Source organism: Burkholderia sp. BCC1977, assembly GCF_905339595.1.
Lineage (GTDB): Bacteria > Pseudomonadota > Gammaproteobacteria > Burkholderiales > Burkholderiaceae > Burkholderia.
The window spans coordinates 20,168-44,770 of sequence record NZ_CAJPGQ010000020.1; the positions used below are offsets into that span (position 1 = coordinate 20,168).

Consider the following 24,603-nt stretch of genomic DNA (forward strand, 5'->3'; position numbering starts at 1 on the left):
GGTCGGTGGATCGGTGTTTTCCCTGATCGAGGGCGAGTTGGGGCGCGTGGGCAACCTGCGGTGTGCACGGCGGAAGGGAAAAGCGGGTTGCACTGGGCGGACCGGCGGGTACCGCAGGCGGGTGTGGAACGGGGCCGGCAATGGGATCGCGCGCGGGTCGGCTCGGCGGCGGCGGCGGTGGGCTCGGTGGGCTCGGTGGGCTCGGTGGGCTCGGTGGGCTCGGCTCGGCTCGGCTCGGCTCGGCTCGGCTGGCTCGGCTGGCTCGGCTGGCTCGGCTGGCTCGGCTGGCTCGGCTGGCTCGGCTGGCTCGGCTGGCTCGGCTGGCTCGGCGGCTCGGCGGCTCGGCGGCGGCAGGCTCGGTGCCTAGAAGCGGCGCGCGACACGACGACTGTCGCCGCACCGCTCAGATATCGAGCGGATCGACCTCGACGCTCCACCGCAGCACGCCCTTCAGCGCCCGCAGTTCCGGCTGCCATGCGCGCAGCGCATGCTGCAGTGCGGCCCGCGACGCGCTTTCGAGCAGCAACTGCGCGCGGTGGACGTTCGCGACCTTCACGATCGTCATCGGCACCGCGTCGTACACCGTCACGCGATCGGCGCCCGGCAGCCCCGGCAACGCGGCCGCGGCCTGCAGCAGGAACGCGAGCGCCGCATCGAGCGTGCGCCCTTCGGCGCGCAGCAGCGCCTGATAGACGAACGGCGGCAGGTGCGCGTCGCGGCGCTCGCCGAGCGTCGAGTTCGCGAAGCCGACGTAATCCTGCCGGCCGAGCGCGTGATACAGCGCGTGACGCGGATACCGCGTCTGCACGAGCACCTCGCCCGGCAGCCCGGCGCGCCCCGCGCGGCCGCTCACCTGCATCAGCTGCGCGAACAGCCGCTCGCTCGCGCGGAAGTCGTGCGAGAACAGCGCGGTATCGGCATTGAGCACGCCGACGAGCGACACGCGCTGGAAGTCGTGCCCCTTCGCGATCATCTGCGTGCCGACCAGGATGTCGACTTCGCCGGCGTGCACGTCGGAGAACAGCGCCTGCGCACTGCCCTTGCGCCGTGTGCTGTCCGCGTCGATCCGCAGTATCCGGGCGCCCGGCACGGCCTCGGCAAGCGCCTCCTCGATGCGCTGCGTGCCGCGCCCGAGCGGCGCGATATCGACGTTCCCGCATTCCGGGCACGACCGCGGAATGCGCGCTTCCCAGCCGCAGTGATGGCAGCGCAGCGCATGCTCGGGCTTGTGCAGCACGACATAGGCGCTGCAGCGCGGGCAACCGGCGACCCAGCCGCACGCGTCGCACGCGAGCTGCGGTGCGTAGCCGCGCCGGTTCAGGAACACGAGGCTCTGTTCGCCGCGCTCGAGCCGCGCCTTCAGCGCCGCGACGAGCGGCCCCGACAGCCCGCCCATCGACGCGCGCCCGCGCCGCCGCTCCTCTTCGAGATCGATCAGCCGCACGGTCGGCAGCGTCGCGTCGGCCACCGCGCGGCGCGACAGCGTGAGCCGCGTGTAACGGCCCTGCTCGGCCTGCCACCAGGTCTCGAGCGACGGCGTCGCCGAACCGAGCACGACCGGAATGCCGAGATGCTTCGCGCGCCACACCGCGAGATCGCGCGCCGAATAGCGCAGCCCTTCCTGCTGCTTGTACGCGGGCTCGTGCTCTTCGTCGACGACGATCAGCGCGAGCGTCGGCAGCGATGCGAGCACCGCGAGCCGCGTGCCGAGCACGATCCGCGCGCGGCCCGTGTGCGCGGCGAGCCAGTTGCGCGCCCGCTCGCCCTCGGCGAGCCCGCTGTGCAGCGTGACGATCGCGTCGTCGGCGAGCGTGCCCGCGAAGCGCGCGCGAAACGCGGCCTCGAACTGCGGCGTCAGGTTGATTTCGGGCACGAGCACGAGCGCCTGCGCATCGGGCCGCGCATCGAGCAGCGCGGCGAGCGCATGCAGATAAACCTCGGTCTTGCCGCTCCCGGTCACGCCATGCAGCAGGAACGGCGCGAAGCCCTGCGCCGCGCGGATCGCGTCGAGCGCCTCGGCCTGCTGGTCGGTGAGCGCCGGCGGCACAGCTCGTCCACTGGTTGTCGACAGGTTATCCACAGCTTTGGGCACAGGCGCATCGGCCCAGCCGATTGCCTCGATGGCGACCCAGCCGCGCGCCGCCCAGTCGTCGAGCGTGGCGGCGGCCTTGGGATGCAACGCGCGCGCATCGGGCAACGTCAGCGAATCGGTGTCGGCGAGCGCCTGTGCGAGCCGGCGCAGCGCGGCCCCGCGCGCGGGCAGTGCGTCGGGAAGCGCCGCGCGGCCGGCGTCGGTCAGCCGGTAGCGCACCTCGGGGGCCAGCAGCCGCCCCCAGCGCTCCGCGTCGCGCAGCGCCTGCGGCAGCGCCGGCAGCGCAACTTCGCCGCGACCGCGCTGATAGTAGTCGGCCGCGAACGACACGAGCGCGAGCCAGTCCGGCGCAAGCGGCGGCAATTCGGTACAGATCGCGTCGACCGCCCGCAATCGGGACGGCGGCACGTCGGTGTGAGTCGTCACTTCGCAGACGAGGCCGACGACCTGCCGCTTGCCGAACGGCACCTGCACCAGGGTGCCGGGCTCGGGCGCGGGCCGGACGTCGCAGCGGTAGTCGAACAGGGTGGCGAGCGGATGGTCGAGGGCGACCCGCAGATAGGTGCCGTCCATCACCGCGCTCCGGCGGCAGCGCGCAGCGCACGGACGATTTGCTTCCGAGTCCGCATCACGGTGGCGAACTTAAAGTAAAACTTCAGATTCGGCGCTAAGTTTTGGATTCGCATTAGGAATCGCCGTATACCCTGACCAGCCTGTGGATAACTTTGTTGAGAACTCGCCGTTCAATCGCCGCAAAGCACGCGGGGCCGTGCTTTCCGCCGTTTTCGGCCGCCGTGTGCCGCGCCCCGCGGAGCCTTATTCCATAAGGCTGCTATTCAAATTACCTAACCATAGCGAGACAATTCGACCGATACAGGGCTCTACCGCGCTGCAACGTGGAAAATGTGCATAAGTCAAGTCTTGACAAGCCATGAATCGGCAACCGGGGCGGGGTTGCGCCCTGTTTAGCGCCGACAGCGAAACGCCGTCACCCCGCAGTGCAGCATGACAGCGCTTGCGCTCAGCCCGCCGCTCCGCTACGGATCTTGCGGCTGTGGGTGTGCACTTCGTCGACGAGTTCGGCGACATGGTCGGGCGACGTGAACTGCGAGATGCCGTGGCCGAGGTTGAATACGTGGCCCGGATGATTGCCATAGCTGTCGAGTACCGCGCGCGCCTGCTCGCGCACCGCTGCCGGCGGCGCAAACAGGATCGTCGGGTCGAGGTTGCCCTGCAGCGCGACGCGCCCCGCGACGCGTTCGCGTGCGGCGCCCAGGTTGACCGTCCAGTCGAGCCCGACCGCATCGACGCCGGTCGCCGCGATTTCCTCGAGCCACAGCCCGCCGCCCTTCGTGAACGTGATCACCGGCACGCGCTCGCCGTCGTGCTCGCGCTTGAGCTGCGCCACCACGCGGCGGATGTAGTCCAGCGAGAAGCGCTGGTACGCGCCGTCCGCCAGCGCGCCGCCCCACGTATCGAAGATCATCACGGCCTGCGCGCCGGCTTCGATCTGCGCGTTCAGGTACGCGGCCACGGCCTGCGCGTTCACGTCGAGGATCCGGTGCATCAGGTCGGGGCGCGAATACGCCATCGACTTCACCGTGCGGAAATCGTCCGACCCGCCGCCTTCGACCATGTAGCACGCGAGCGTCCACGGGCTGCCCGAGAAGCCGATCAGCGGCACGCGCTGGCGGCCCTGGCCGTCGGTGAGCGCACGGCGGATCTCGCGCACGGCGCCCGTCACGTAGCCGAGCGTCTCCTCGATGTCCGGCACCGCGAGCTTCGCGACGTCGGCCTCGGTGCGCACCGGATGCGCGAACTTCGGCCCTTCGCCGACCTGGAAGTCGAGGCCGAGGCCCATCGCGTCGGGAATCGTCAGGATGTCCGAGAACAGGATCGCGGCGTCGAGCGGGAAGCGCTCGAGCGGCTGCAGCGTCACTTCGGTCGCGTAGTCGGGATTCTTCGCGAGGCCGAGGAAGCTGCCGGCGCGCGCACGCGTCGCGTTGTACTCGGGCAGGTAGCGGCCGGCCTGGCGCATCAGCCAGATCGGCGTGTAGTCGGTCGGCTCGCGCAGAAGCGCACGCAGGAAGGTGTCGTTGAGCAGGGTATGGGCCACGGTAGGAGCGACGATGCGAAGGCAAAGCGGCATTTTACCGGAGCGGGGCCGCAGGGCTGCGTCTGTCGATGCGATGGCGGCCATATGACGCGCGTGATGGCTCCGTTATGATCGGACGCTGATATCGAACCGAACCAAGGAGGAGACCGATGAAGACATTCGCCACGCTGGCCACGCTCACTGCCGCCATGCTTTGCTGCGCTGCCGCGCACGCGCAGGGCGCGCCGGCGACCGCGGCCCCGGCCGCCGCCGCCGCGGCCGGCTCGCGGCTCGACGACGTGCTCGCACGCGGCACGCTGCGCGTATGCACGACGGGCGACTACAAGCCGTATTCGTACTACCGGAGCGACAGCCGCTTCGAGGGGATCGACATCGACATGGCCGAATCGCTCGCGAAATCGCTCGGCGTGAAGGCCGACTTCGTGAAGACCAGCTGGTCGAATCTCACCAGCGACTTCGTAGCGAAGTGCGATATCGCGGTAGGCGGCGTGTCGACGACGCTCGAGCGCCAGAAGCGCGTGTTCTTCACGCAGCCGTACGTGGTCGACGGCAAGACGCCGATCGTGCGCTGCGCGGACGCCGACAAGTACCAGACCGTCGCGCAGATCGACCGGCCCGAGACCCGCGTGATCGTGAACCCGGGCGGCACCAACGAGCGCTTCGCGAAGCAGTTCTTCACGCATGCGAACCTGACCGTCTATCCCGACAACGTGACGATCTTCAAGCAGATCCTCGCGGGCAAGGCGGACGTCATGGTGACGGATGCATCCGAGACGCTGCTGCAGCAAAAGCTGAATCCGGGCCTGTGCTCGGTGCATCCGGACAAGCCGTTCCAGTTCGGCGAAAAGGCCTACATGGTGCCGCGCGGCGACGTCGCGTTCCAGCAGTACGTCGACCAGTGGCTGCACCTCGCGCTGTCGACCGGCGAATACCAGGCGATCGCCGACAAGTGGCTGAAGTGAGCGCGATCGCGGGCGGCAACGGCGGCCGCTAACGGGCACGGCCCCCGCTGTCGCAGCCGGCAAATGCGAAGCAGGCAGCGGGTTCCGGCAGCCGTCCGGCGCACCGCCGTTACACATCGGCGCAGTGGACTACAGACGTGAAACCGAGAAAACCGGCCGAATGGCCGACTACCGCGCGCGCCGATCACGTTTCAAAATCTTTCCGACGAATGATTCGTCATATGCGGTATCTGCCGCGCGATGCACATTCCGGCGTGTAATTCGGCAATTCATCGGTGCCTATACGCATGAAAAACGCATTGCGCGCACTCGCTGAAAACTCTGCGGAAAAGATAAGTAAATATGACCTTTTTCAGGACCCCGAAAACAGCAAAAAATCCCGGGAAGCCTTATCTGGCGGGCGTTACAACCTGAAACACTTTGTTACCGCGAGGGGTGAGTAATTCGCCCACAATGGCCTCAACGGTTTCAACACGGATGCGGTCTCGTGTGCCAAGTGTGAGCGGACGCGAAGCGCTGCGAGCCAGTCGGTCACGTACCGAAGCCCTTCCGAGGGGCATCCCTGTTGGAGTCGTTTCCGGCCCCCCGCCGGATCCGGTTTCATCTTTGGTCTCCTCGCGCTAACCCCGTAGCGTGTGGTTTTTAGCGGGCTAATAAGCCCGCTTTTTTTCGTCCATCGAAAACGCAACGGCCCGCAGGCCGCGGCGTTTCCCGCCGCCGCGCCGCCCGGCCCTCTCAAGCGGTCTTCTGCACGTCCAGCTTCAGTTCCTCGATCATCCGGTCGCGCATCACGAACTTCTGCACCTTGCCCGTCACCGTCATCGGCAGCTCGTCGACGAAGCGGATGTAGCGCGGAATCTTGTAGTGCGCGATCTGGCCGCTGCAGAACGCGCGCACGTCGTCCTCGGTCATCTGCTCGTCCGTGCGCAGCACGATCCACGCGCACAGCTCCTCGCCGTACTTCGCATCGGGCACGCCGAACACCTGCGCGCTCTGAATCTTCGGATGCCTGAACAGGAATTCCTCGATCTCGCGCGGATACACGTTCTCGCCGCCCCGGATCACCATGTCCTTCAGCCGGCCGACGATGTTGCAGTAGCCGTCCGCGTCGAGCGTCGCGAGGTCGCCCGTATGCATCCAGCCGTCGACCAGCACCTCGCGCGTCTTCGCGTCGTCATCCCAGTAGCCGAGCATCACCGAATAGCCCTTCGTGCACAGCTCGCCGGTCGCGCCGACCGGCACGACGTCGCCGCTCGGATCGACGATCTTCACCTCCAGGTGCGGCTGGATACGGCCGACCGTCGTCGTGCGCTTCTCGAGCGGATCGTCGGTCGAGCTCTGGAACGACACGGGGCTCGTCTCCGTCATCCCGTACGCGATCGTGATCTCGGACAGGTGCATTTGCGACACGACGCGCTTCATCGTCTCGATCGGGCACGGCGAGCCGGCCATGATCCCGGTGCGCAGCGTCGACAGGTCGAACGTCGCGAACTGCGGATGATCGAGCTCCGCGATGAACATCGTCGGCACGCCATGCAGCGCGGTGCAGCGTTCTTCCGCGACGGCCGCGAGCGTCGCGACCGGATCGAACGCCTCGCCGGGGAACACCATCGCCGCGCCCTTCGACACGCAGGCGAGCACGGCCAGCACCATCCCGAAGCAGTGATACAGCGGCACCGGGATGCACAGCGAATCCTGTTCGGTGAAGCGCATCGCCATCGCGATCGAGCGCGCGTTGTTGACGACGTTGCGGTGCGTCAGCGTCGCGCCCTTCGGGCTGCCGGTCGTGCCGCTCGTGAACTGGATGTTGATCGGGTCGGTGGCCGCGAGCGTCGCGCCGATCGCATCGAGCCGCGCGACCTCGAGCGTGTCGCGGCCGCACGCCATCACGTCCGCGAAGCGGAACATGCCGGCCGGCGCGACCTCGCCCATCGACACGACCGTGCGCAGGCTCGGCACGCGCGCCGCATGCAGGTCGCCCGGCGTCGCGCTCGCGAGTTCCGGCGCGATGGTCTGCAGCATCTCGACGTACGCCGACGTCTTGAAGCGCTCGGCCGCGATCACGGCCTTGCAGCCGACCTTGTTCAGCGCGTATTCGAGTTCGGCGAGCCGGTAGGCCGGGTTGATGTTGACGAGGACCGCACCGATGCGCGCGGTCGCGAACTGCGTGAGCAGCCATTCGCTGCGGTTCGGCGACCAGATGCCGACGCAATCGCCCGTCGCGATCCCGAGCGCGGCGAGGCCGGCCGCGAGCACGTCGACCTCGTGGGCGAATTCGCGCCAGGTCCAGCGCACCTGCTGTTCGCGGAACACGACGGCCGGACGATCGGGGAACCGGCCGGCCGTGTCGAGCAGGAACCGGCTGATCGTCGCTTCGGATAGCGGCACGTCGGTCGCGCCGCGCACGTACGACAGTCCGTTTTCGGGCGCGATCAGCGCCCCCTTGCCAAGGTCTGCTGCCATCGATGTCTCCGTCCGTTTTTGTCTGATCGGCCCGGCACGCGGCTGACGCGCGCCTGCTCCGCCGCGATGGCGGCGGACAGCCTCTCCGCGGATGATGCCGTGCTCCGCTGACGACACTCTGACATCAAACCGCGGCGGGCGGATGAAATAGCACGACCGGACGATACGATCCGGCCCGCAAAAAGCAGACGAGAACGACGGGCGAAAAAAAAGCAGCCCGAAGGCTGCTTTCTTTCGCGGGATACGCGCGCGCGGCTCAGTGCCGGCTGCGGATCTTCGCCAGACGCTGGATCGCTTCGAGCTGCGCCATCGCGGTCGCGAGCTCGGATTGCGCCTTTGCGAGGTCGAGGTCCGACTTCGCGTTCTGCAGCGTTTCCTCGGCACGCTTGCGCGCTTCCTCGGCTTTCGCCGCGTCGAGGTCCTTGCCGCGGATCGCGGTATCGGCGAGCACCGTCACGGCGCCCGGCTGCACTTCGAGAATGCCGCCTGCGACGAACACGAATTCGTCGTTGCCGCCCTCGACTTCGATGCGCACCGCACCCGGACGAATCCGCGTGATCAGCGGCGTGTGACCCGGCAGAATGCCCAGCTCACCCGTTTCGCCCGGCAGCGCGACGAATTTCGCCTCGCCCGAGAAGATCTGCTCTTCCGCGCTGACGACGTCTACTTTGATGGTTGCCATATCGAACTCCTGTCGGCGGGAGTCAGCGCTTCAGCACGTGCTCCCGCCCCATGCCGCGGTTGGCGAGCGCCAGCGTTTCGGCGCTGACTCCTGCCCTGCGGCGGTCGACGGGAGCAAGCACTTCGGCGCTTGCTCCGATCCCATGACCCTTACTGGATCTTCTTGGCCTTTTCGAAGGCTTCGTCGATCGTGCCGACCATGTAGAACGCCTGCTCCGGCAGGTGGTCGCACTCGCCGTCGACGATCATCTTGAAGCCACGGATCGTTTCCTTCAGCGGCACGTACTTGCCCGGCGAGCCCGTGAACACTTCAGCGACGTGGAACGGCTGCGACAGGAAACGCTGGATCTTACGTGCACGTGCGACCGACAGCTTGTCTTCCGGCGACAGTTCGTCCATGCCCAGAATCGCGATGATGTCGCGCAGTTCCTTGTAGCGCTGCAGCGTCTGCTGAACGCGACGGGTGATCGAGTAGTGCTCTTCACCGATCACGTTCGGGTCGATCTGGCGCGACGTCGAGTCGAGCGGGTCGACCGCCGGGTAGATACCCAGCGAAGCGATGTCACGCGACAGAACGACGGTTGCGTCCAGGTGGCCGAAGGTGGTCGCCGGCGACGGGTCGGTCAAGTCGTCCGCAGGGACGTACACGGCCTGAACCGACGTAATCGAGCCCTTCTTGGTCGACGTGATGCGCTCTTGCAGCTTGCCCATTTCTTCAGCCAGCGTCGGCTGATAGCCCACTGCCGACGGCATACGGCCGAGCAGTGCCGACACTTCGGTACCGGCCAGCGTGAAACGGTAGATGTTGTCGACGAAGAACAGCACGTCGAGGCCTTCGTCACGGAAGTGCTCGGCCATCGTCAGGCCGGTCAGCGCGACGCGCAGACGGTTGCCCGGCGGCTCGTTCATCTGGCCGTACACCAGCGCGACCTTGTCGAGAACGTTCGAGTCCTTCATTTCGTGGTAGAAGTCGTTCCCTTCACGGGTACGCTCGCCCACGCCCGCGAACACGGAGTAACCGCCGTGTTCCTTCGCGATGTTGTTGATGAGCTCCATCATGTTGACGGTCTTGCCCACGCCAGCACCGCCGAACAGGCCAACCTTGCCGCCCTTCGCGAACGGGCAGATCAGGTCGATGACCTTGATACCCGTTTCGAGCAGTTCGGTCGACGGCGACAGTTCGTCGAACGCCGGAGCCTTCTGGTGGATCGAACGCGTGTGTTCGCTTTCGATCGGACCGGCTTCGTCGATCGGACGGCCGAGCACGTCCATGATACGACCGAGGGTCGGCTTGCCGACCGGCACCGAAATCGGCTTTGCCGTGTTCTTCACGGTCAGGCCGCGGCGCAGGCCGTCGGATGCACCCAGACAAATGGTACGGACCACGCCGTCGCCCAGCTGCTGCTGGACTTCGAGCGTCAGTTCCGAGCCATCGAGAATGAGCGCGTCGTAGATCTTCGGCATGCTGTCGCGCGGGAATTCCACGTCGATAACGGCGCCGATGCACTGTACGATCTTGCCTTCTACCAAAGCAGCAGTACTCATCGCTTTTCCTTTAAATACCTGATTCTTTACTCGCGCAAAGGCGCAGTTGTCGTCCCGGGCGCGCGCTTAAACAGCGGCTGCGCCGCCGACGATCTCCGACAGTTCTTTCGTAATCGCGGCCTGGCGGCTCTTGTTGTACACGAGCTGCAGTTCGCTGATCACCGTCTTCGCGTTGTCGGACGCGGCCTTCATCGCGACCATCCGCGCCGATTGCTCGGACGCCATGTTCTCCGCGACGGCCTGGTACACCAGCGCCTCGACGTAACGCACGAGCAGTTCGTCGACGACTGCCTGCGCGTCCGGCTCGTAGATGTAGTCCCACGACGTGGCCGGCGTACCGTCATCGGCTTCGAAGTGTTCCGACGACAGCGGCAGCAGCTGCTCGATCACGGCTTCCTGCTTCATCGTGTTGACGAAGCGCGTGTAAGCGATATAAACCGCCGACAGCTTGCCTTCCGAGTACAGATCGAGCTGCGTCTTCACGGCGCCGATCAGCTTGTCCAGATGCGGGGTGTCGCCGAGGTGCACGACCTGCGACATCACCTTCGCGCCGAAGCGGTTCAGGAACCCGAGGCCCTTGCTACCGATCGCGGTGGCTTCGACCTTCTGGCCCTTCTCTTCCAGCTCCTTGAACTTCTGAACCGTCGCACGCAGCACGTTGGTGTTCAAACCGCCGCACAGACCCTTGTCCGTCGTGACGAGAATGATGCCGGCCGTGTTCGCGCCGTCGTTCGCCACCATGAACGGGTGGCGGTACTCCGGGTTCGCGCGGCTCATGTGCGCGGCGATGGCACGGACCTTGTCCGCATACGGACGAGCGGCGCGCATGCGTTCCTGCGCGCGGCGCATCTTCGATGCGGCCACCATCTCCATCGCCTTCGTGATCTTGCGCGTGTTCTGCACGCTCTTGATCTTGCCGCGAATTTCCTTCATTCCAGCCATAGCTTGCTCCTTGACCGAAGCGGCGCGGGCGCATCAGCACCCGCGCGGCCTCAGTGTGTCACTCGCGGATCAATAGGCACCGGACTTCTTGAAGGATTCGATCGCCGCGCGCAGTGCGCCTTCGTCGTCCTTCGAGAGATCCTTGGTGTCTTCGATGCGCTTGATGAGGTCAGCGTGGCTGGTCTTCAGGTTGTCGCGCAGGCCCTTCTCGAACGACAGCACTTGCTTGACGTCGAGATCGTCGAGGTAACCGTTGTTCGCGGCGTACAGCGACACGGCCAGTTCCCACACCTGCAGCGGCTGGTACTGCGGCTGCTTCAGCAGTTCCGTCACGCGGCGGCCGCGCTCGAGCTGCTTGCGGGTCGCTTCGTCGAGGTCCGATGCGAACTGCGCGAATGCGGCCAGTTCACGGTACTGCGCGAGGTCGGTACGGATACCGCCCGACAGCTTCTTCACGACCTTCGTCTGAGCGGCGCCACCGACTCGCGACACCGACACGCCGGCGTTGATTGCCGGGCGGATGCCTGCGTTGAACAGGTCGGTTTCCAGGAAGATCTGGCCGTCGGTAATCGAGATCACGTTCGTCGGAACGAACGCGGTCACGTCGCCAGCCTGCGTTTCGATGACCGGCAGTGCCGTCAGCGAGCCGCTCTTGCCCTTCACTTCGCCGTTCGTGAACTTCTCGACGTACTCTTCCGACACGCGAGCAGCACGCTCGAGCAGACGCGAGTGCAGATAGAACACGTCGCCCGGGTACGCTTCACGGCCCGGCGGGCGGCGCAGCAGCAGCGAGATCTGACGGTATGCCCAGGCTTGCTTGGTCAAGTCGTCATAGATGATCAGCGCGTCTTGGCCGCGATCGCGGAAGTATTCGCCCATCGTGCAGCCGGCGTACGGTGCCAGGTACTGCATGGCAGCCGAATCCGATGCCGAAGCGGCGACGACGATCGTGTATTCCATCGCGCCCGTTTCTTCGAGCTTGCGAACCACGTTCATGATCGACGAAGCCTTCTGGCCGATCGCGACGTAGATACAGATCAGGTCCTTGCCCTTCTGGTTGATGATCGCGTCGAGCGCCACCGCGGTCTTGCCGCACTGACGGTCGCCGATGATCAGCTCACGCTGGCCACGGCCGATCGGCACCATCGCGTCGATCGACTTGATGCCCGTCTGCACCGGCTGCGACACCGACTTACGCCAGATCACGCCCGGGGCGATCTTTTCGATCGCGTCGGTCAGCTTTGCGTTGACCGGGCCCTTGCCATCGATCGGGTTGCCGAGCGCATCGACCACGCGGCCGACGAGTTCCGGACCAACCGGGACTTCCAGAATGCGGCCCGTCGTCTTGACGATGTCGCCTTCCGAGATGTGTTCGTATTCGCCGAGAATCACCGCGCCGACCGAGTCGCGCTCGAGGTTCAGCGCGAGACCGAACGTGTTGCCCGGAAACTCGAGCATTTCGCCCTGCATCACGTCCGACAGGCCGTGGATGCGCACGATACCGTCGGTCACGGAGATCACGGTGCCCTGGTTGCGAACGTCTGCGCTCGCTTCAAGGCCCTGGATCCGGCTCTTGATCAGCTCGCTGATCTCAGAGGGATTGAGTTGCATTATTCGCTCCTGATAGTCAATTCTGTTGCGTGCCGGCGTGGCGCTCAGGCGGTCAAGGCAGCCTGCATCGATGCGAGGCGCGCGCGAACCGAGGTGTCGAGCACTTCGTCGCCGACCGTCACGCGCACGCCGCCGATCAGCGACGAATCGACTTCGACCGTCGGCTTCAGCTTGCGCTTGAACTTGCGTTCGAGGCCAGAGACGAGGCTTTCGAGATCCGCGCCGTTCAGCGGGAACGCGCTCACGATCTCGGCGTCGGCTGCACCTTCACGTTCGTTCTTGAGCGCCTCGAACTGCTCGGCGATTTCCGGCAGCAGCGCGATGCGATGATTGTCGACCAGCATCTGCACGAAGTTCTTCGCTTCGGCGCCGGCCGCGACCGGCGACTTCACCGCAGCAAGCAGCAGCTCGGCCACTTGCGTGCGCGTCACCTTCGGGCTCGACGCGACCGACAGGACTTCCGGCAGACGCGCAACCTGGGCCAGCTCTTGCACGAGCGTGGACCAGGCGGCGATGTCACCTCCCTCGGCCACGCGGAACAGCGCTTCTGCGTAAGGGCGGGCGATGGTTGCAAGTTCGGCCATGATCAGAGCTCGGCTTTCAGTTGATTCAGCAGTTGGGCGTGGGCCGTTTGATCGACTTCGCGCTTCAGGATCTGCTCGGCGCCCTTCACGGCCAGCGCGGCGACTTCGCCACGCAGCGCTTCGCGCGCCTTCACGATTTGCTGTTCTGCTTCCGCTTTCGCCTGGGCGACGATGCGGGCGGCTTCAGCCTGGGCGTTGGCCTTGATTTCCTCGGCGACCGCCTGGGCACGCTTTTCAGCGTCGGCGATGCGCTGCTGGCCGTCGTTGCGGGCCTGCGCGAGTTCCTGGTCCACGCGCTTGTGCGCTGCGTCGAGTTCCGCCTTGCCCTTCTCCGCGGCGGCGAGGCCGTCGGCGATCTTCTTCGAACGTTCGTCGAGGGCGTTGATCAACGGCGGCCACACGAATTTCATCGTGAACCACGCGAGGACCAGGAACACGACCATTTGCGCAAACAGAGTTGCGTTGAGATTCACGGTGTTTCCTTATCTGCTATTCCGGAAAAATGAAACGGTAAGGCGCTCATCGAGTTGCATTCGATCAGCGCCCCAAGTCTCCGTTCCGCCCTGCGCCGGCTCACGCCGGACGCATATTTCCGAGGAACCTTAGCCTGCGACGAGCTTCGACAGGAGCGGGTTCGCGAACGCGAACAGCATTGCGACACCAACGCCGATCAGGAATGCAGCGTCGATCAGGCCGGCCAGCAGGAACATCTTCGTTTGCAGCGGGTTGATGAGTTCCGGCTGACGTGCGCAGGCTTCGATGTACTTGCCACCCATCAGCGCGATACCGATACAGGCGCCGATTGCACCCAGGCCGATGATGATGCCGATACCGATGGCGGTCAGACCCTGGATGTTGGCGATGTAAGCTTGCATGATCACTCCTTTGTGAAAAGACTTGGAACTGAGATTTAAAAAACTAAAACGGAAACTCTTTTTTGCACGCCGCGCTTAGTGCGTGTCGTGCGCCTGGCCGAGATACACCAGCGTCAGCATCATGAAAATGAATGCCTGCAACAGAACAATCAGGATGTGGAAGATTGCCCAGACGCTACCCGCGATCACGTGACCAACGAAGCCGAGGAACGTTGCGTCGCCACCGAAGCTCCACATGCTGCCGAGCAGGGCGATCAACAGGAACAACAGCTCACCCGCGTACATGTTGCCGAACAGCCGCATGCCGAGGGAGACGGTCTTCGCGAGATATTCGACGATGTTGAGCGCGAGGTTAGGGATCCACAGCAGCGGGTGGGCGCCGAACGGGGCCGACAGCAGCTCATGCACAAAGCCGCCCGCGCCCTTGATCTTGATGCTGTAGTAGATCATCAGGACGAACACGCCGAGCGCGATGCCGAGCGTGCCGTTCAGGTCGGCCGTCGGGACGATGCGATGGTGGGAAATCACGTCCGACAGACCGAGCAGGCCGATCACGCGGCCCGGCAGGTCGACCGGGAGGAAGTCGAGGGAGTTCATCAGCGCGACCCACACGAACACCGTGAGGGCGAGCGGAGCGATGAAGGTGCGGTTGCCGTGGACGATGGCCTTCGACTGGTCTTCGACCATTTCGACGAGCATCTCGATCGCGCACTGGAAACGACCCGGCACGCCCGAGGTCGCCTTGCGGGCGGCCAGACGCAGCAGGAGGATCGTCACGATGCCGCACACGATCGACCAGAACAGCGTGTCGAGGTTCCAGACGTGGATGTCGAAAATCGACGTCTGATGCGAGGTGGAGAAATTCTGCAAGTGGTGCGCAATGTACTCGGACGGATCCGGACCGCGCGTGCCTTCGCTAGCTGCCATATCGTTAATGCCACCCAAATTGTCGAAAATCGTTTTGCCCCGTTCCGCAATACGTTATTGCGGGAACGGGCCGGTGCGGTTCGTTGTCGAAACCGCACGCTGCTTGTTGCTTACCGCCAGGCCAGCGCGATCCAGTACGTCTTCAGCACGACGAGGTAGGTGACGAGGAGCGCTGGCCAGTGCACGCCGGCATAGCCGTACGCCACTGCGGCGAACATCCCGACCGTCACGCCGAGCTTCAGGGCTTCGCCCATCACCCAGCTCATCACGGTGGCCGAGCCACCTGCCTTCAGTCGTGCCACGAACAACGCGCTTGGCACCCAGCCGATCGCCCCGCCCAGAAACGCGGATTGCGCAGCGGCGCCCGGCGACTTTGAAAACAGCCACCACGCCAGCGTTGCAACCAGGGACAAGACCACCTGCGCGATCACCACCTTGTAGGGGGTCACGCGCGGCGGCTTGCTCACGTTCGGACCGAACAACCTCTCGGCTTCCGTCCGCGTGAGCGGAACGATGTTGTCATCTTGCTGCTCGGCATCCCAGTCATCGGACTCGCGCCGCTCGCCGGCCGCTGAAGCGGGGCGTTGCGCTCGGTGATCATCGTGCCTGTCGTTCGGCGCCTGACCCGCCATCGCAATCTTCCGCAAAATCTCTGAACCCGGCCCCAAGCTTTCTGAAAGCTTTCAGGGGTGCCTAGCTAACAAATCCGGGCGATTGTAAGCGATAGTTGCAAGTGATTCAAGGCTTTAGACGCGACAAAAACCTGCGTAAAACGACGCCTCATCATGTGAAAAACGCGCGAATCGACGACGTACGATGACAGTTGTAAGGTCGCTTTTTTGCACCGGTATTTCTTGCCCGAAAAAGTCCGGCAACGAGGCAATGACGCAACATCGACGCCTGGCGCGGGCGCCACCGGCGCGACGCGATCGCAGCAGGAAATCTGCTGTGACGCAGCCACCGGAAATGACTCGGCGCGGCGATGCGGAAGAGAGGAAAACCTGTGACCACCGCATCGAGCGCGACGCGCGAAATACGCTTGAACGCGCCGCGCTGATGTCGGCAATCAGTTGTTGCGCCACCACAGTCGATCGACTGTGGATCGCTGTACTTATCAACAGCTTCGGCTTCTCACCAGCTGCGAACGCTGTGCCCCACCCCATCAAGCTTGCAGCACGCCTGCACCGCACGCGGCCGCGCAGCTCAGCCGTGCACGAGCAACCACGCACCCAATGCCGCGCTCACGAGCGCGAACGGAATCGACACGAGGTGAAACGGCAGCCACATGCGCGGCTCCTTCGCGAGACGCACCGCGATCAGGTTCGCGAGCGAGCCGATCGCGAAACCGAAACCGCCGACCGATACGCCGAACGCGAGCGCCCGCCAGTCGTGTGTGAATTCCGACAGCAGGATCGCCGCCGGTACGTTGCTGATGCCCTGTGACAGCACCGCGCCGGCCGCGAACACGCGCAACGGCGAATCGAGGTGAGTTCGCGCGATCGCGTCGTGGACGACGGGCAGCGCGGCCGCGCTGCGCAGCACGACGAACATCAGCACGAAGATCAGCAGCAGCAGCCAGTCGATCTTCAGGACTGCATCACGTTTTGCGACCAGCAGCGCGATCACGACGGCGATCAGGCCCGGCACCGGATGGTGCGCATCGGCGAGCAACACGAACGCACCGAACAGCACCGCCGCGAGCAGCGCGTGCATGCGCTGCACGGGCACCGCCTCGACGTCGCCCGACAGATCGAGCGGTTTCGCGCGAAACCCGCACGCCGTCACCACGAGCAGCAGCGCCATCAGCGCCAGCGCGAGCGGCCCGAGCGTGACGACGAAGCGCCCGAACGACACGCCGCTCAATTGCCACAGGAACAGGTTCTGGGGATTGCCGAGCGGGGTCGCGACGGACCCGGCATTGACGGCCAGCGCGACGGCGATCACGAGCCGCCGGAACGGCAGCGGCGTCAGCGCGCGCAGCGACACCATCAGCGGCACGACGACGAACAGCGCGACATCGTTGGTGAGCCACATCGCGAGCACCGCCGCGAACACGACGAGCAGTATCGCGAGCCCGCGCTCGGAATGCACGTGATGCACGATGCGATGCGCGAGCCACATCAGGCACCCGGACAGCTCGAGCGCCTTGGTCAGCATCAGCAGACCCGCGAGCGTCGCGACGGTCTGCCAGTCGACGAGACCGACCAATGCGGCAATTGGTTGCGGACGCAACCATTGAAGAATAATCAGGGCAAGCGCCAGCACCGCAAGCACCGGCTCCTGCATCAGCCATCCGAGCCATCGGCGCGGCGCGGCCGCGCCCGTGTTCTCCGTCAATCGCACCGCGTTACTCTTCGGTCGCGACGTTGCCGCGCAGACGCACGAGAATGCCCTCGAGCGCGTCGAGGTTGCCGAAGTCGATCATCACCTGCCCTCGCCCGCGGCGGCCGAGCTTGATCTTCACCGTCGACGCGAGCAGGTCGGACAACTCTTCCTCGAGACGGCGCGTGTCGCGACCGCCGTCATCCTTGGCGCGCGCCTTCACCGCCGGCGCTTCCTTCGTCGTGTGCGCGACCAGCTTCTCGGTCTCGCGCACCGACATGCGCTTGTTGACGACCTGGTGCGCGAGCGTGATCTGCGTCGCCGCGTCGACCGCGAGCAGCGCACGCGCGTGGCCCATGTCGAGATCGCCGGCCAGCAGCATCGTCTGCACCGGCGAGGCAAGGTTCAGCAGGCGCAGCAGGTTCGACACCGCGCTGCGCGAACGGCCGACCGATTCAGCTGCCTGTTCGTGCGTGAAACCGAACTCGTCGAGCAGACGCTGGATACCGTGCGCCTCTTCCAGCGGATTCAGATCCTCGCGCTGGATGTTCTCGATCAGCGCCATCGCCGCAGCGGCCTGATCGGACACGTCCTTCACGAGCACCGGCACTTCGTCGAGGCCCGCCAGGCGTGCCGCGCGGAAACGGCGCTCGCCGGCGATGATCTCGTATTTATCAGACGAAATGGGGCGTACCAGGATCGGCTGCATCACGCCCTGTGCGCGAATGCTGGCCGCCAGCTCCTGCAGGCTGCCTTCGTCCATCCGCGTCCGCGGCTGGTACTTGCCGGCCTGCAGCTTGCCGAGCGCGAGCGTGTTCGGCGCCCCTTCGATCTTCACCGCTTCGGTGATGTCCGCACTGCCGCCGAGCAGCGCTTCGAGGCCACGTCCCAAGCCCTTCTTCTTTGGTACCGCGTTCATGTCTTTCTTCCTCGCTTCGCTCATGTCCGGATCACGACACCTCGAACGCGCGCACGCGATCGATCATCTCGGCACCGAACTGGAGATACGCCTGCGCACCGCGCGAGTTGCGGTCGAACACGACGCCCGGCAACCCGTAACTCGGCGCTTCCGCCAGGCGCACGTTGCGCGGAATCACCGCGTCGAACACCTTGTCGCCGAAGTGCGCTTTCAGTTGATCGGAGACTTGCTGCTGCAGCGTGATGCGCGGATCGAACATCACGCGCAGCAAGCCGATGATCTTCAGGTCACGGTTCATGTTCGCGTGCACCTGCTTGATCGTATTGACGAGATCCGACAGCCCTTCCAGCGCGAAGTACTCGCACTGCATCGGGATCACGACGCCATGTGCCGCGCACAGCCCGTTCAGCGTCAGCAGCGACAGCGTCGGCGGGCAATCGATCAGCACGAAGTCGTAGTCGTCGGCCACGTGCTCGAGCGCCGCCTTCAACCGGCGCTCGCGGTTGTCGATGCTGATCAGCTCGATCTCGGCACCGGACAGTTCGCGGTTGGCCGGCAGCACGTCGTACGTGACGCCTTCCGGACGCACACGCGCGTCCGTCACCGATACACCGTCGACCAGCACTTCGTACACGGTCGACTCGCAGGCGGCCTTGTCGATCCCGCTGCCCATCGTCGCGTTGCCCTGCGGGTCGAGATCGATCAGCAGGACGCGTTGCTCCTGCGCTGCAAGGCTTGCGGCGAGATTGACCGATGTCGTCGTCTTGCCGACGCCCCCCTTCTGGTTCGCAACGCAGAAGATCTTTGCCATCGTTGGTGTGTTCCCTTTACCTTCAAACAAACGGCGTGCTACCGCACGCCTTCAATTCGCCTCGTCGACGGTGACCTCGATCAGATGCCGTTCGGCATCGAGCATCGGGACCGCCAGCCGCATCGTCTGCTTTACGCGACTGCCTTCCGGCAGCCGTGCAATTTCGTCGTCCGGGTGGACACCCTTCATTGCCCAGATCGATCCACCGGGCGCGACGAGATGTCGAGCAAGTTTAACGAAGTCGGATAGATCCGCGAAAGCGCGGGATACGATCATGTCGAATTTTTCCGGCACTTCGACACCCGGCTGCAGCGATTCGACCCGCCCGGTGACGACCGACAGGTTCGCGAGCTTCAACTCCGCACGCATCTGCGTCTGGAATGCAGACTTTTTCTGCACGATATCGTTCAGCGTGACCTGCCAGTCCGGCCGAACGATCGCCAGCACGATACCGGGCAGCCCGCCACCCGAACCCACGTCGAGCACGCGCGCCGATGCACGGTCGCGCAGATGCGGAACGATGGAGAGCGAATCGAGAATGTGCTGGATCAGCATCTGCTTCGGGTCGCGGATCGCGGTCAGGTTGTAGACCGCGTTCCACTTGCCGAGCAGCGCGACATAGTCGAGCAGCTGGTCGCGTTGTGCACCCGTCAATGCGATGTCGAGCGCGGCCGTGCCGTCGACGAGCATCTGTTCAAGTACGTCCCGATTAACCGCCGGCGCGCGACGCGCCGTCATTGTTGCGTCGGGACGGTGCCGTCCCCCTGCTCGGTCGCCTCTGCGGCGGTGCCGTTACGACGGCCGAGGCCACGACGCTTCAGGTGCACCATCAGCAGCGAGATCGCAGCCGGCGTGACGCCCGAGATCCGCGATGCCTGGCCGATCGTTTCCGGCCGGAACTCGTTGAGCTTCTGGCTCACTTCGAACGACAGACCGCGCACCTCGCGATAGTCGATACCGTCCGGCAGGCGCGTATTCTCGTTCGCATCGTTGCGCTCGATCTCGCTCGCCTGACGCTCGATATAGCCCTGATATTTGATGCCGATCTCGACCTGTTCCTTGATCTGCTCGAGCAGCACCGGATCGTCGGCCAGCGGCTCTGTCGGCGCGCATTCGCCGCCCTTCAGGCCGCATACGCCGTCATAGCTGATACCCGGGCGGCGCAGCAGTTCCGCGAGGCTGTACTCGTGATCGATCGCCTTGCCGAGCAACGCGGTCGCCTCTTCCGGCGGCAACGTCTTCGGCGTGACCCACGTCGATTTCAGTCGTTCGGTTTCACGTGAAACAGCGTCGCGCTTCCGGCTGAACGCATCCCAGCGCACGTCGTCGACCAGGCCCAGCTCGCGGCCGATTTCGGTCAGGCGCATGTCCGCATTGTCTTCACGGAGGCTCAGACGGTACTCGGCACGGCTCGTGAACATCCGGTACGGCTCGGCCACGCCACGCGTGACGAGGTCGTCGACCAGCACGCCAAGGTAGGCCTGATCGCGACGCGGGCACCATGCGTCCTTCTCCTGCACGTAGCGGCCTGCATTCAGGCCGGCCAGCAGGCCTTGTGCGGCCGCTTCTTCATAGCCGGTCGTGCCGTTGATCTGGCCCGCAAAAAACAGCCCGTTGATCGCCTTCGTCTCGAGCGATGCCTTCAGCGCGCGCGGGTCGAAGTAGTCGTACTCGATCGCGTAGCCGGGACGCAGGATGTGCGCGTTCTCGAGGCCGCGCATCGAATGCACGAGCTCGAGCTGCACGTCGAACGGCAAACTCGTCGAAATCCCGTTCGGATAGAACTCGTTGGTCGTCAGCCCTTCCGGCTCGAGGAAGATCTGGTGCGATTCCTTCGATGCGAACCGGTGGATCTTGTCCTCGATCGACGGGCAGTAACGCGGGCCGACACCTTCGATCACGCCTGTATACATAGGCGAACGGTCGAGGCCGCCGCGAATGATGTCGTGCGTGCGCTCGTTCGTATGCGTGACCCAGCACGGCAACTGCTGCGGATGCTGCTCCGCACGGCCCAGGAATGAGAACACGGGGATCGGATCGAGGTCGCCCGGCTGCTCGTCCAGCTTCGAAAAGTCGATCGAGCGGCCGTCGATACGCGGCGGCGTACCGGTCTTCAGGCGCCCCTGCGGCAGCTTCAACTCCTTCAGGCGCGCCGACAGCGACACGGCCGCCGGATCGCCCGCGCGACCGCCCGTGTAGTTGTTCAGGCCGACGTGGATCTTGCCGTCGAGGAAGGTACCGGCCGTCAGCACCACCGCACGTGCGCGGAAGCGGATGCCGATCTGCGTGACGGCGCCGACCACACGGTCGCCTTCGACCATCAGGTCGTCGACGGCCTGCTGGAACAGCCACAGGTTCGGCTGGTTCTCGAGCCGGTGGCGGATCGCAGCCTTGTACAGGATGCGGTCGGCCTGCGCACGCGTCGCGCGCACGGCCGGACCCTTCGACGAATTGAGGATCCGGAACTGAATACCGCTCTCGTCCGTCGCGGCGGCCATCGCACCGCCGAGCGCATCGACTTCCTTGACCAGATGGCCCTTGCCAATGCCGCCGATCGACGGATTGCAGCTCATCTGCCCGAGCGTTTCGATGTTATGGGTCAGCAGCAGCGTCTTCGCACCCATACGGGCCGATGCCAACGCGGCTTCCGTGCCGGCGTGCCCGCCACCGACGACGATGACGTCAAATTCTGTGGGAAAAAGCATGGTGGATTCCGCGCGCAGGACTGCGCACGAACCTATCTGAGAAATGTATGGGCCGAATTATAGCGGGTTCGCTTTTCACCCGAAGACCGTCCGAATGGTAGGGTCCGTTCATTTGACCGGTTTTTTCGTCCGATCGGCCGAGCTGTGCCGTACTACCTGCTTCGGCGCCACGGCCGCGGCCTCGACACACAACGTCAAGCTGTGCGAAACCAGCGATCGGGACGTGGCTCGTGAGCCACAGCATCACAGTATTTCCGGTCAATCGCCCGGTACTTATCCACTGTGCCGCCTGGCCCGGGGCGACAACGCACTGTCGGCGCATACAACGCTCATTACTCGGTGCACCCCAGCGTGACGCGCCCCCTATTCCATCACAGGGCTTCCGCTTGTTGCTCCGGCACTTATCCCCACACCCGATTCACCGACACATCGCCCTCCTCCCGAAAACAAAAACGGCGTGTTTCACGTGAAACACGCCGCCCGTTTCCCACCAACCGCCCCAACCATCAAGCCGTTTTCTTCGCCAGCCCCAGGTACGTTTCGATCACGCGCGGATTCTGTGCCAGCTCGGCCGCCGGCCCTTCCAGCGCAAACTCGCCCGTCTCCAGCACGTAGCCGTAGTCCGAGATCTGCAGCGCGGCCCGCGCGTTCTGCTCGATCAGCAGCGTCGCGACGCCTGTGCCGCGCAACGCGCTGATGATATGAAAGATCTCCTTCACGATCAGCGGCGCCAGCCCGAGGCTCGGTTCGTCGAGCATCAGCAGGTCGGGCTTGCCCATCAGTGCACGGCCCACCGCGAGCATCTGCCGCTCGCCGCCCGAAAGCGTGCCGGCCGCCTGCTTGCGCCGCTCCTTGAGCCGCGGAAACAGCGCGAACACATGATCGAGCTGGTCGAGGAAGTTCGATTCGCCCGCGCGCTTACGCCGATACGCGCCCAGCACGAGGTTGTCCTCGACCGTCATCGTGCTGAACAGCTCGCGCTTTTCCGGCACGAGGCACATTCCGCGCGCGACGCGCTGCTCGACCGGCAGCGCGCCCACGTCGTTGCCGCGATACACGACCGCGCCCGACGCATGCCCGGTCACCGGCAACGCGCCCATGATCGCGTTCAGCAGCGTCGACTTGCCGGCCCCGTTCGGGCCGATCACGCTGACGATCTGCCCTGCGCCGACCTTGATCGCCGCACCGTGCAGCGCCTCGACCTTCCCGTACCGCACCGCCAGTCCGCGCACCTCGAGAATCGGCATCGTCGTGTCCGTCATCACTCCACCCCGCCCAGATACGCTTCGAGCACCGCCGGGTCCTGCTGCACATCCTGTGGCAGCCCTTCCGCGATCCGCGTGCCGAATTCCATCACCACCAGCCGGTCGGTGAGGTTCATCACGAAATCCATGTCATGTTCCACGAGCAACACGCTCATCCCTTCGGCCTTCAGGCGCCGCAGCAGGTCGGCGAGTTGCTGCTTCTCCTGGTAGCGCAGCCCCGCGGCCGGCTCGTCGAGCAGCAGCAGCGTCGGGTCGCAGCACAGCGCACGCGCGATTTCGAGAATCCGCTGCTGGCCGAGCGCGAGGCTGCCCGCTTCGTCGTACATGTGCTTCTCCAGCCCGACGCGGCGGATCTGCCGTGCCGCTTCGGCCAGCAGCTGCGCTTCCTCGTGTGCGTTGAGCCGCGCGATGCTGCGCCACACGCCCGTATGGCCGCGCAGGTGCGCACCGATCGCGACGTTCTCGAGCACCGTCATCGTCGGCAGCAGCTTCACGTGCTGGAACGTCCGGCCGATCCCGCGCCGCACGATCTGGCGCGACGTGAGCCTGTCGATCCGCTCGCCGCGGAACGTGATCGTGCCGCCGGTCGGCTGCAGCACGCCGGTCACGAGGTTGAACGTGGTCGACTTGCCGGCGCCGTTCGGGCCGATCAGCCCGATGATCTGCCCCGCTTTCACATCGAAGCTGACGTCGTTGACTGCCACCAGGCCACCGAACTGCTTGCGCGCGTTGTCGACGACGAGCAGCGGCTCGCCCGCCACCGGCTTCGCGCGCTGCGGCAGCGGATCGGCGTGGTCGGGCACGTGTGCGCGCGGCCCGCGCGGAAACAGCTTCGCGACGAACGGCCACACGCCCTGGCGCGCGTACTGCAGCAACAACACCATCAGCACGCCGAACACGATGATCTCGAAGTTGCCTTCCGAGCCGAGCAGCTTCGGCAACAGCGTCTGCAGGTAGTCCTGCAGCACGGTGAGGATCGCCGCACCGAGCACCGCGCCCCATACGTGCGACACGCCGCCGACCACGGCCATGAACAGGAATTCGATCCCGTGGTTCAGGCCGAACGGGGTCGGGTTCACCGCACGCTGCAGGTGCGCGTACAGGAAGCCCGATACCGCCGCGAGCACGGCCGCGTAGACGAAGATCACGACACGCATCCACGCGGTGTTCACGCCCATCGCCTCGGCCATCACCCCGCCGCCGCGCAGCGCGCGGATCGCGCGGCCGGGCCGGCTGTTGAGCAGGTTCTGCACCGACACGATCGCGGCCAGCACGACGGCCCAGATCAGGAAGTACAGGCTGCGGCCGCTGCCGAGCTCGACGCCGAACAGGTTGAGCGCCGGAATCCCGTTGATCCCGTCGTACTTGCCGAGCAGTTCGAGGTTGCCGAACAGATAGAACAGCGCGAGGCCCCACGCAATCGTGCCGAGCGGCAGGAAATGCCCGGACAGGCGCATCGTGACCGCGCCGAGCACGAGCGCGACGAGCGCCGTCAGCACGACGCCGACGATCAGCGCGAGCCACGGCGACACGCCGTATCGCGTGGTCAGGAACGCGGTCGCATATGCGCCGATGCCGACGAACGCGGCCTGCCCGAAGCTCGTCATCCCGCCGACGCCGGTCAGCAGCACGAGCCCGATCGCGACGATCGCGTAGAGGCCGATGTAGTTCAGCAGCGTGATCCAGTATTCGGGCACCTGCAGCGCGCCGGGCAGCACCGGCAGCGCGAACAGCACCACGAGAAACACGCAGAAGGTCTTGTTGCGTACCATCGTCTTCATCG

Annotated in this window: 22 protein-coding genes; 2 read left to right on the forward strand and 20 right to left on the reverse strand. The window is 65.2% G+C overall.

Going from position 1 to position 24,603, the window contains the following annotated elements; genetic code table 11:
* Positions 1-403: 403 nt before the first annotated feature.
* Together U5771_RS17900 and hemE are read right to left on the reverse strand one after the other, a co-directional pair.
* Positions 404-2,665, reverse strand: coding sequence for a primosomal protein N' (locus tag U5771_RS17900; protein ID WP_322025215.1), 2,262 nt, complete (start codon positions 2,663-2,665; stop codon positions 404-406).
* A gap of 448 nt (positions 2,666-3,113) precedes the next feature.
* On the reverse strand, positions 3,114-4,208 hold the full coding sequence (gene hemE, locus U5771_RS17905; protein WP_311766328.1) for a uroporphyrinogen decarboxylase: 1,095 nt from the start codon (positions 4,206-4,208) through the stop codon (positions 3,114-3,116).
* A 149-nt stretch (positions 4,209-4,357) separates the two neighbouring features.
* On the opposite strand from hemE, the gene U5771_RS17910 reads away from it, so the two are divergent.
* Together U5771_RS17910 and U5771_RS17915 are read left to right on the forward strand one after the other, a co-directional pair.
* Positions 4,358-5,170, forward strand: a complete 813-nt coding sequence (locus tag U5771_RS17910) for a transporter substrate-binding domain-containing protein (RefSeq protein ID WP_322025216.1) — start codon at positions 4,358-4,360, stop codon at positions 5,168-5,170.
* Positions 5,171-5,457: 287 nt separating this feature from the next.
* Positions 5,458-5,613 (forward strand): hypothetical protein, encoded by a 156-nt coding sequence (locus U5771_RS17915; protein ID WP_322025217.1) that lies wholly within the window; start codon positions 5,458-5,460, stop codon positions 5,611-5,613.
* A gap of 292 nt (positions 5,614-5,905) precedes the next feature.
* Here U5771_RS17915 and U5771_RS17920 read toward each other — a convergent pair whose 3' ends face one another.
* The 18 genes from U5771_RS17920 to U5771_RS18005 form a co-directional block, all read right to left on the reverse strand.
* Positions 5,906-7,633 carry an AMP-binding protein gene (locus U5771_RS17920; protein WP_322025218.1) on the reverse strand — a complete coding sequence of 576 codons (1,728 nt, stop codon included), beginning with the start codon at positions 7,631-7,633 and terminating at the stop codon, positions 5,906-5,908.
* 256 nt (positions 7,634-7,889) lie between these two features.
* Entirely contained in the window at positions 7,890-8,315 is a 426-nt protein-coding gene (locus U5771_RS17925) for a F0F1 ATP synthase subunit epsilon (RefSeq protein ID WP_006477288.1), read from the reverse strand.
* A 149-nt stretch (positions 8,316-8,464) separates the two neighbouring features.
* A complete protein-coding gene (gene atpD / locus U5771_RS17930; RefSeq protein ID WP_034188169.1) occupies positions 8,465-9,859 on the reverse strand; it encodes a F0F1 ATP synthase subunit beta in 1,395 nt (464 codons plus the stop codon).
* Between the two features lie 66 nt (positions 9,860-9,925).
* On the reverse strand, positions 9,926-10,801 hold the full coding sequence (gene atpG, locus U5771_RS17935) for a F0F1 ATP synthase subunit gamma (RefSeq protein WP_059602072.1): 876 nt from the start codon (positions 10,799-10,801) through the stop codon (positions 9,926-9,928).
* Between the two features lie 69 nt (positions 10,802-10,870).
* The gene (gene atpA / locus U5771_RS17940) at positions 10,871-12,412 is read right to left on the reverse strand and encodes a F0F1 ATP synthase subunit alpha (RefSeq protein WP_006756467.1); all 1,542 of its coding nucleotides are present in this window, start codon (positions 12,410-12,412) and stop codon (positions 10,871-10,873) included.
* Between the two features lie 44 nt (positions 12,413-12,456).
* Positions 12,457-12,996 carry a F0F1 ATP synthase subunit delta gene (locus U5771_RS17945; RefSeq protein ID WP_014895498.1) on the reverse strand — a complete coding sequence of 180 codons (540 nt, stop codon included), beginning with the start codon at positions 12,994-12,996 and terminating at the stop codon, positions 12,457-12,459.
* A 2-nt stretch (positions 12,997-12,998) separates the two neighbouring features.
* On the reverse strand, positions 12,999-13,469 hold the full coding sequence (locus U5771_RS17950) for a F0F1 ATP synthase subunit B (RefSeq protein ID WP_006477283.1): 471 nt from the start codon (positions 13,467-13,469) through the stop codon (positions 12,999-13,001).
* A 129-nt stretch (positions 13,470-13,598) separates the two neighbouring features.
* Positions 13,599-13,871, reverse strand: coding sequence for a F0F1 ATP synthase subunit C (gene atpE / locus U5771_RS17955; protein WP_021160442.1), 273 nt, complete (start codon positions 13,869-13,871; stop codon positions 13,599-13,601).
* 75 nt (positions 13,872-13,946) lie between these two features.
* Positions 13,947-14,798: a F0F1 ATP synthase subunit A gene (atpB, locus tag U5771_RS17960; RefSeq protein WP_034183834.1), complete on the reverse strand. Its 852-nt coding sequence runs from the start codon at positions 14,796-14,798 to the stop codon at positions 13,947-13,949.
* Between the two features lie 110 nt (positions 14,799-14,908).
* Positions 14,909-15,430, reverse strand: coding sequence for an ATP synthase subunit I (locus U5771_RS17965; RefSeq protein WP_322025219.1), 522 nt, complete (start codon positions 15,428-15,430; stop codon positions 14,909-14,911).
* 114 nt (positions 15,431-15,544) lie between these two features.
* Positions 15,545-15,880, reverse strand: a complete 336-nt coding sequence (locus tag U5771_RS17970) for a hypothetical protein (RefSeq protein WP_322025220.1) — start codon at positions 15,878-15,880, stop codon at positions 15,545-15,547.
* Between the two features lie 121 nt (positions 15,881-16,001).
* Complete coding sequence (locus tag U5771_RS17975) at positions 16,002-17,084, reverse strand: SLC13 family permease (RefSeq protein WP_322025287.1); 1,083 nt, start codon at positions 17,082-17,084, stop codon at positions 16,002-16,004.
* A 61-nt stretch (positions 17,085-17,145) separates the two neighbouring features.
* Positions 17,146-18,039 (reverse strand): ParB/RepB/Spo0J family partition protein, encoded by an 894-nt coding sequence (locus tag U5771_RS17980; RefSeq protein WP_047901106.1) that lies wholly within the window; start codon positions 18,037-18,039, stop codon positions 17,146-17,148.
* A 31-nt stretch (positions 18,040-18,070) separates the two neighbouring features.
* Positions 18,071-18,850 (reverse strand): ParA family protein, encoded by a 780-nt coding sequence (locus U5771_RS17985; RefSeq protein ID WP_044845234.1) that lies wholly within the window; start codon positions 18,848-18,850, stop codon positions 18,071-18,073.
* 51 nt (positions 18,851-18,901) lie between these two features.
* Entirely contained in the window at positions 18,902-19,588 is a 687-nt protein-coding gene (gene rsmG / locus U5771_RS17990; protein ID WP_322025221.1) for a 16S rRNA (guanine(527)-N(7))-methyltransferase RsmG, read from the reverse strand.
* A complete protein-coding gene (mnmG, locus tag U5771_RS17995) occupies positions 19,585-21,555 on the reverse strand; it encodes a tRNA uridine-5-carboxymethylaminomethyl(34) synthesis enzyme MnmG (protein ID WP_322025222.1) in 1,971 nt (656 codons plus the stop codon). Before mnmG ends, rsmG begins: the two co-directional genes overlap by 4 nt.
* 506 nt (positions 21,556-22,061) lie before the next feature.
* On the reverse strand, positions 22,062-22,817 hold the full coding sequence (locus U5771_RS18000; protein WP_322025223.1) for an ABC transporter ATP-binding protein: 756 nt from the start codon (positions 22,815-22,817) through the stop codon (positions 22,062-22,064).
* A complete protein-coding gene (locus tag U5771_RS18005; protein WP_322025224.1) occupies positions 22,817-24,601 on the reverse strand; it encodes a branched-chain amino acid ABC transporter ATP-binding protein/permease in 1,785 nt (594 codons plus the stop codon). The genes U5771_RS18000 and U5771_RS18005 overlap by 1 nt, the downstream gene beginning before the upstream one ends.
* Positions 24,602-24,603: the final 2 nt, after the last annotated feature.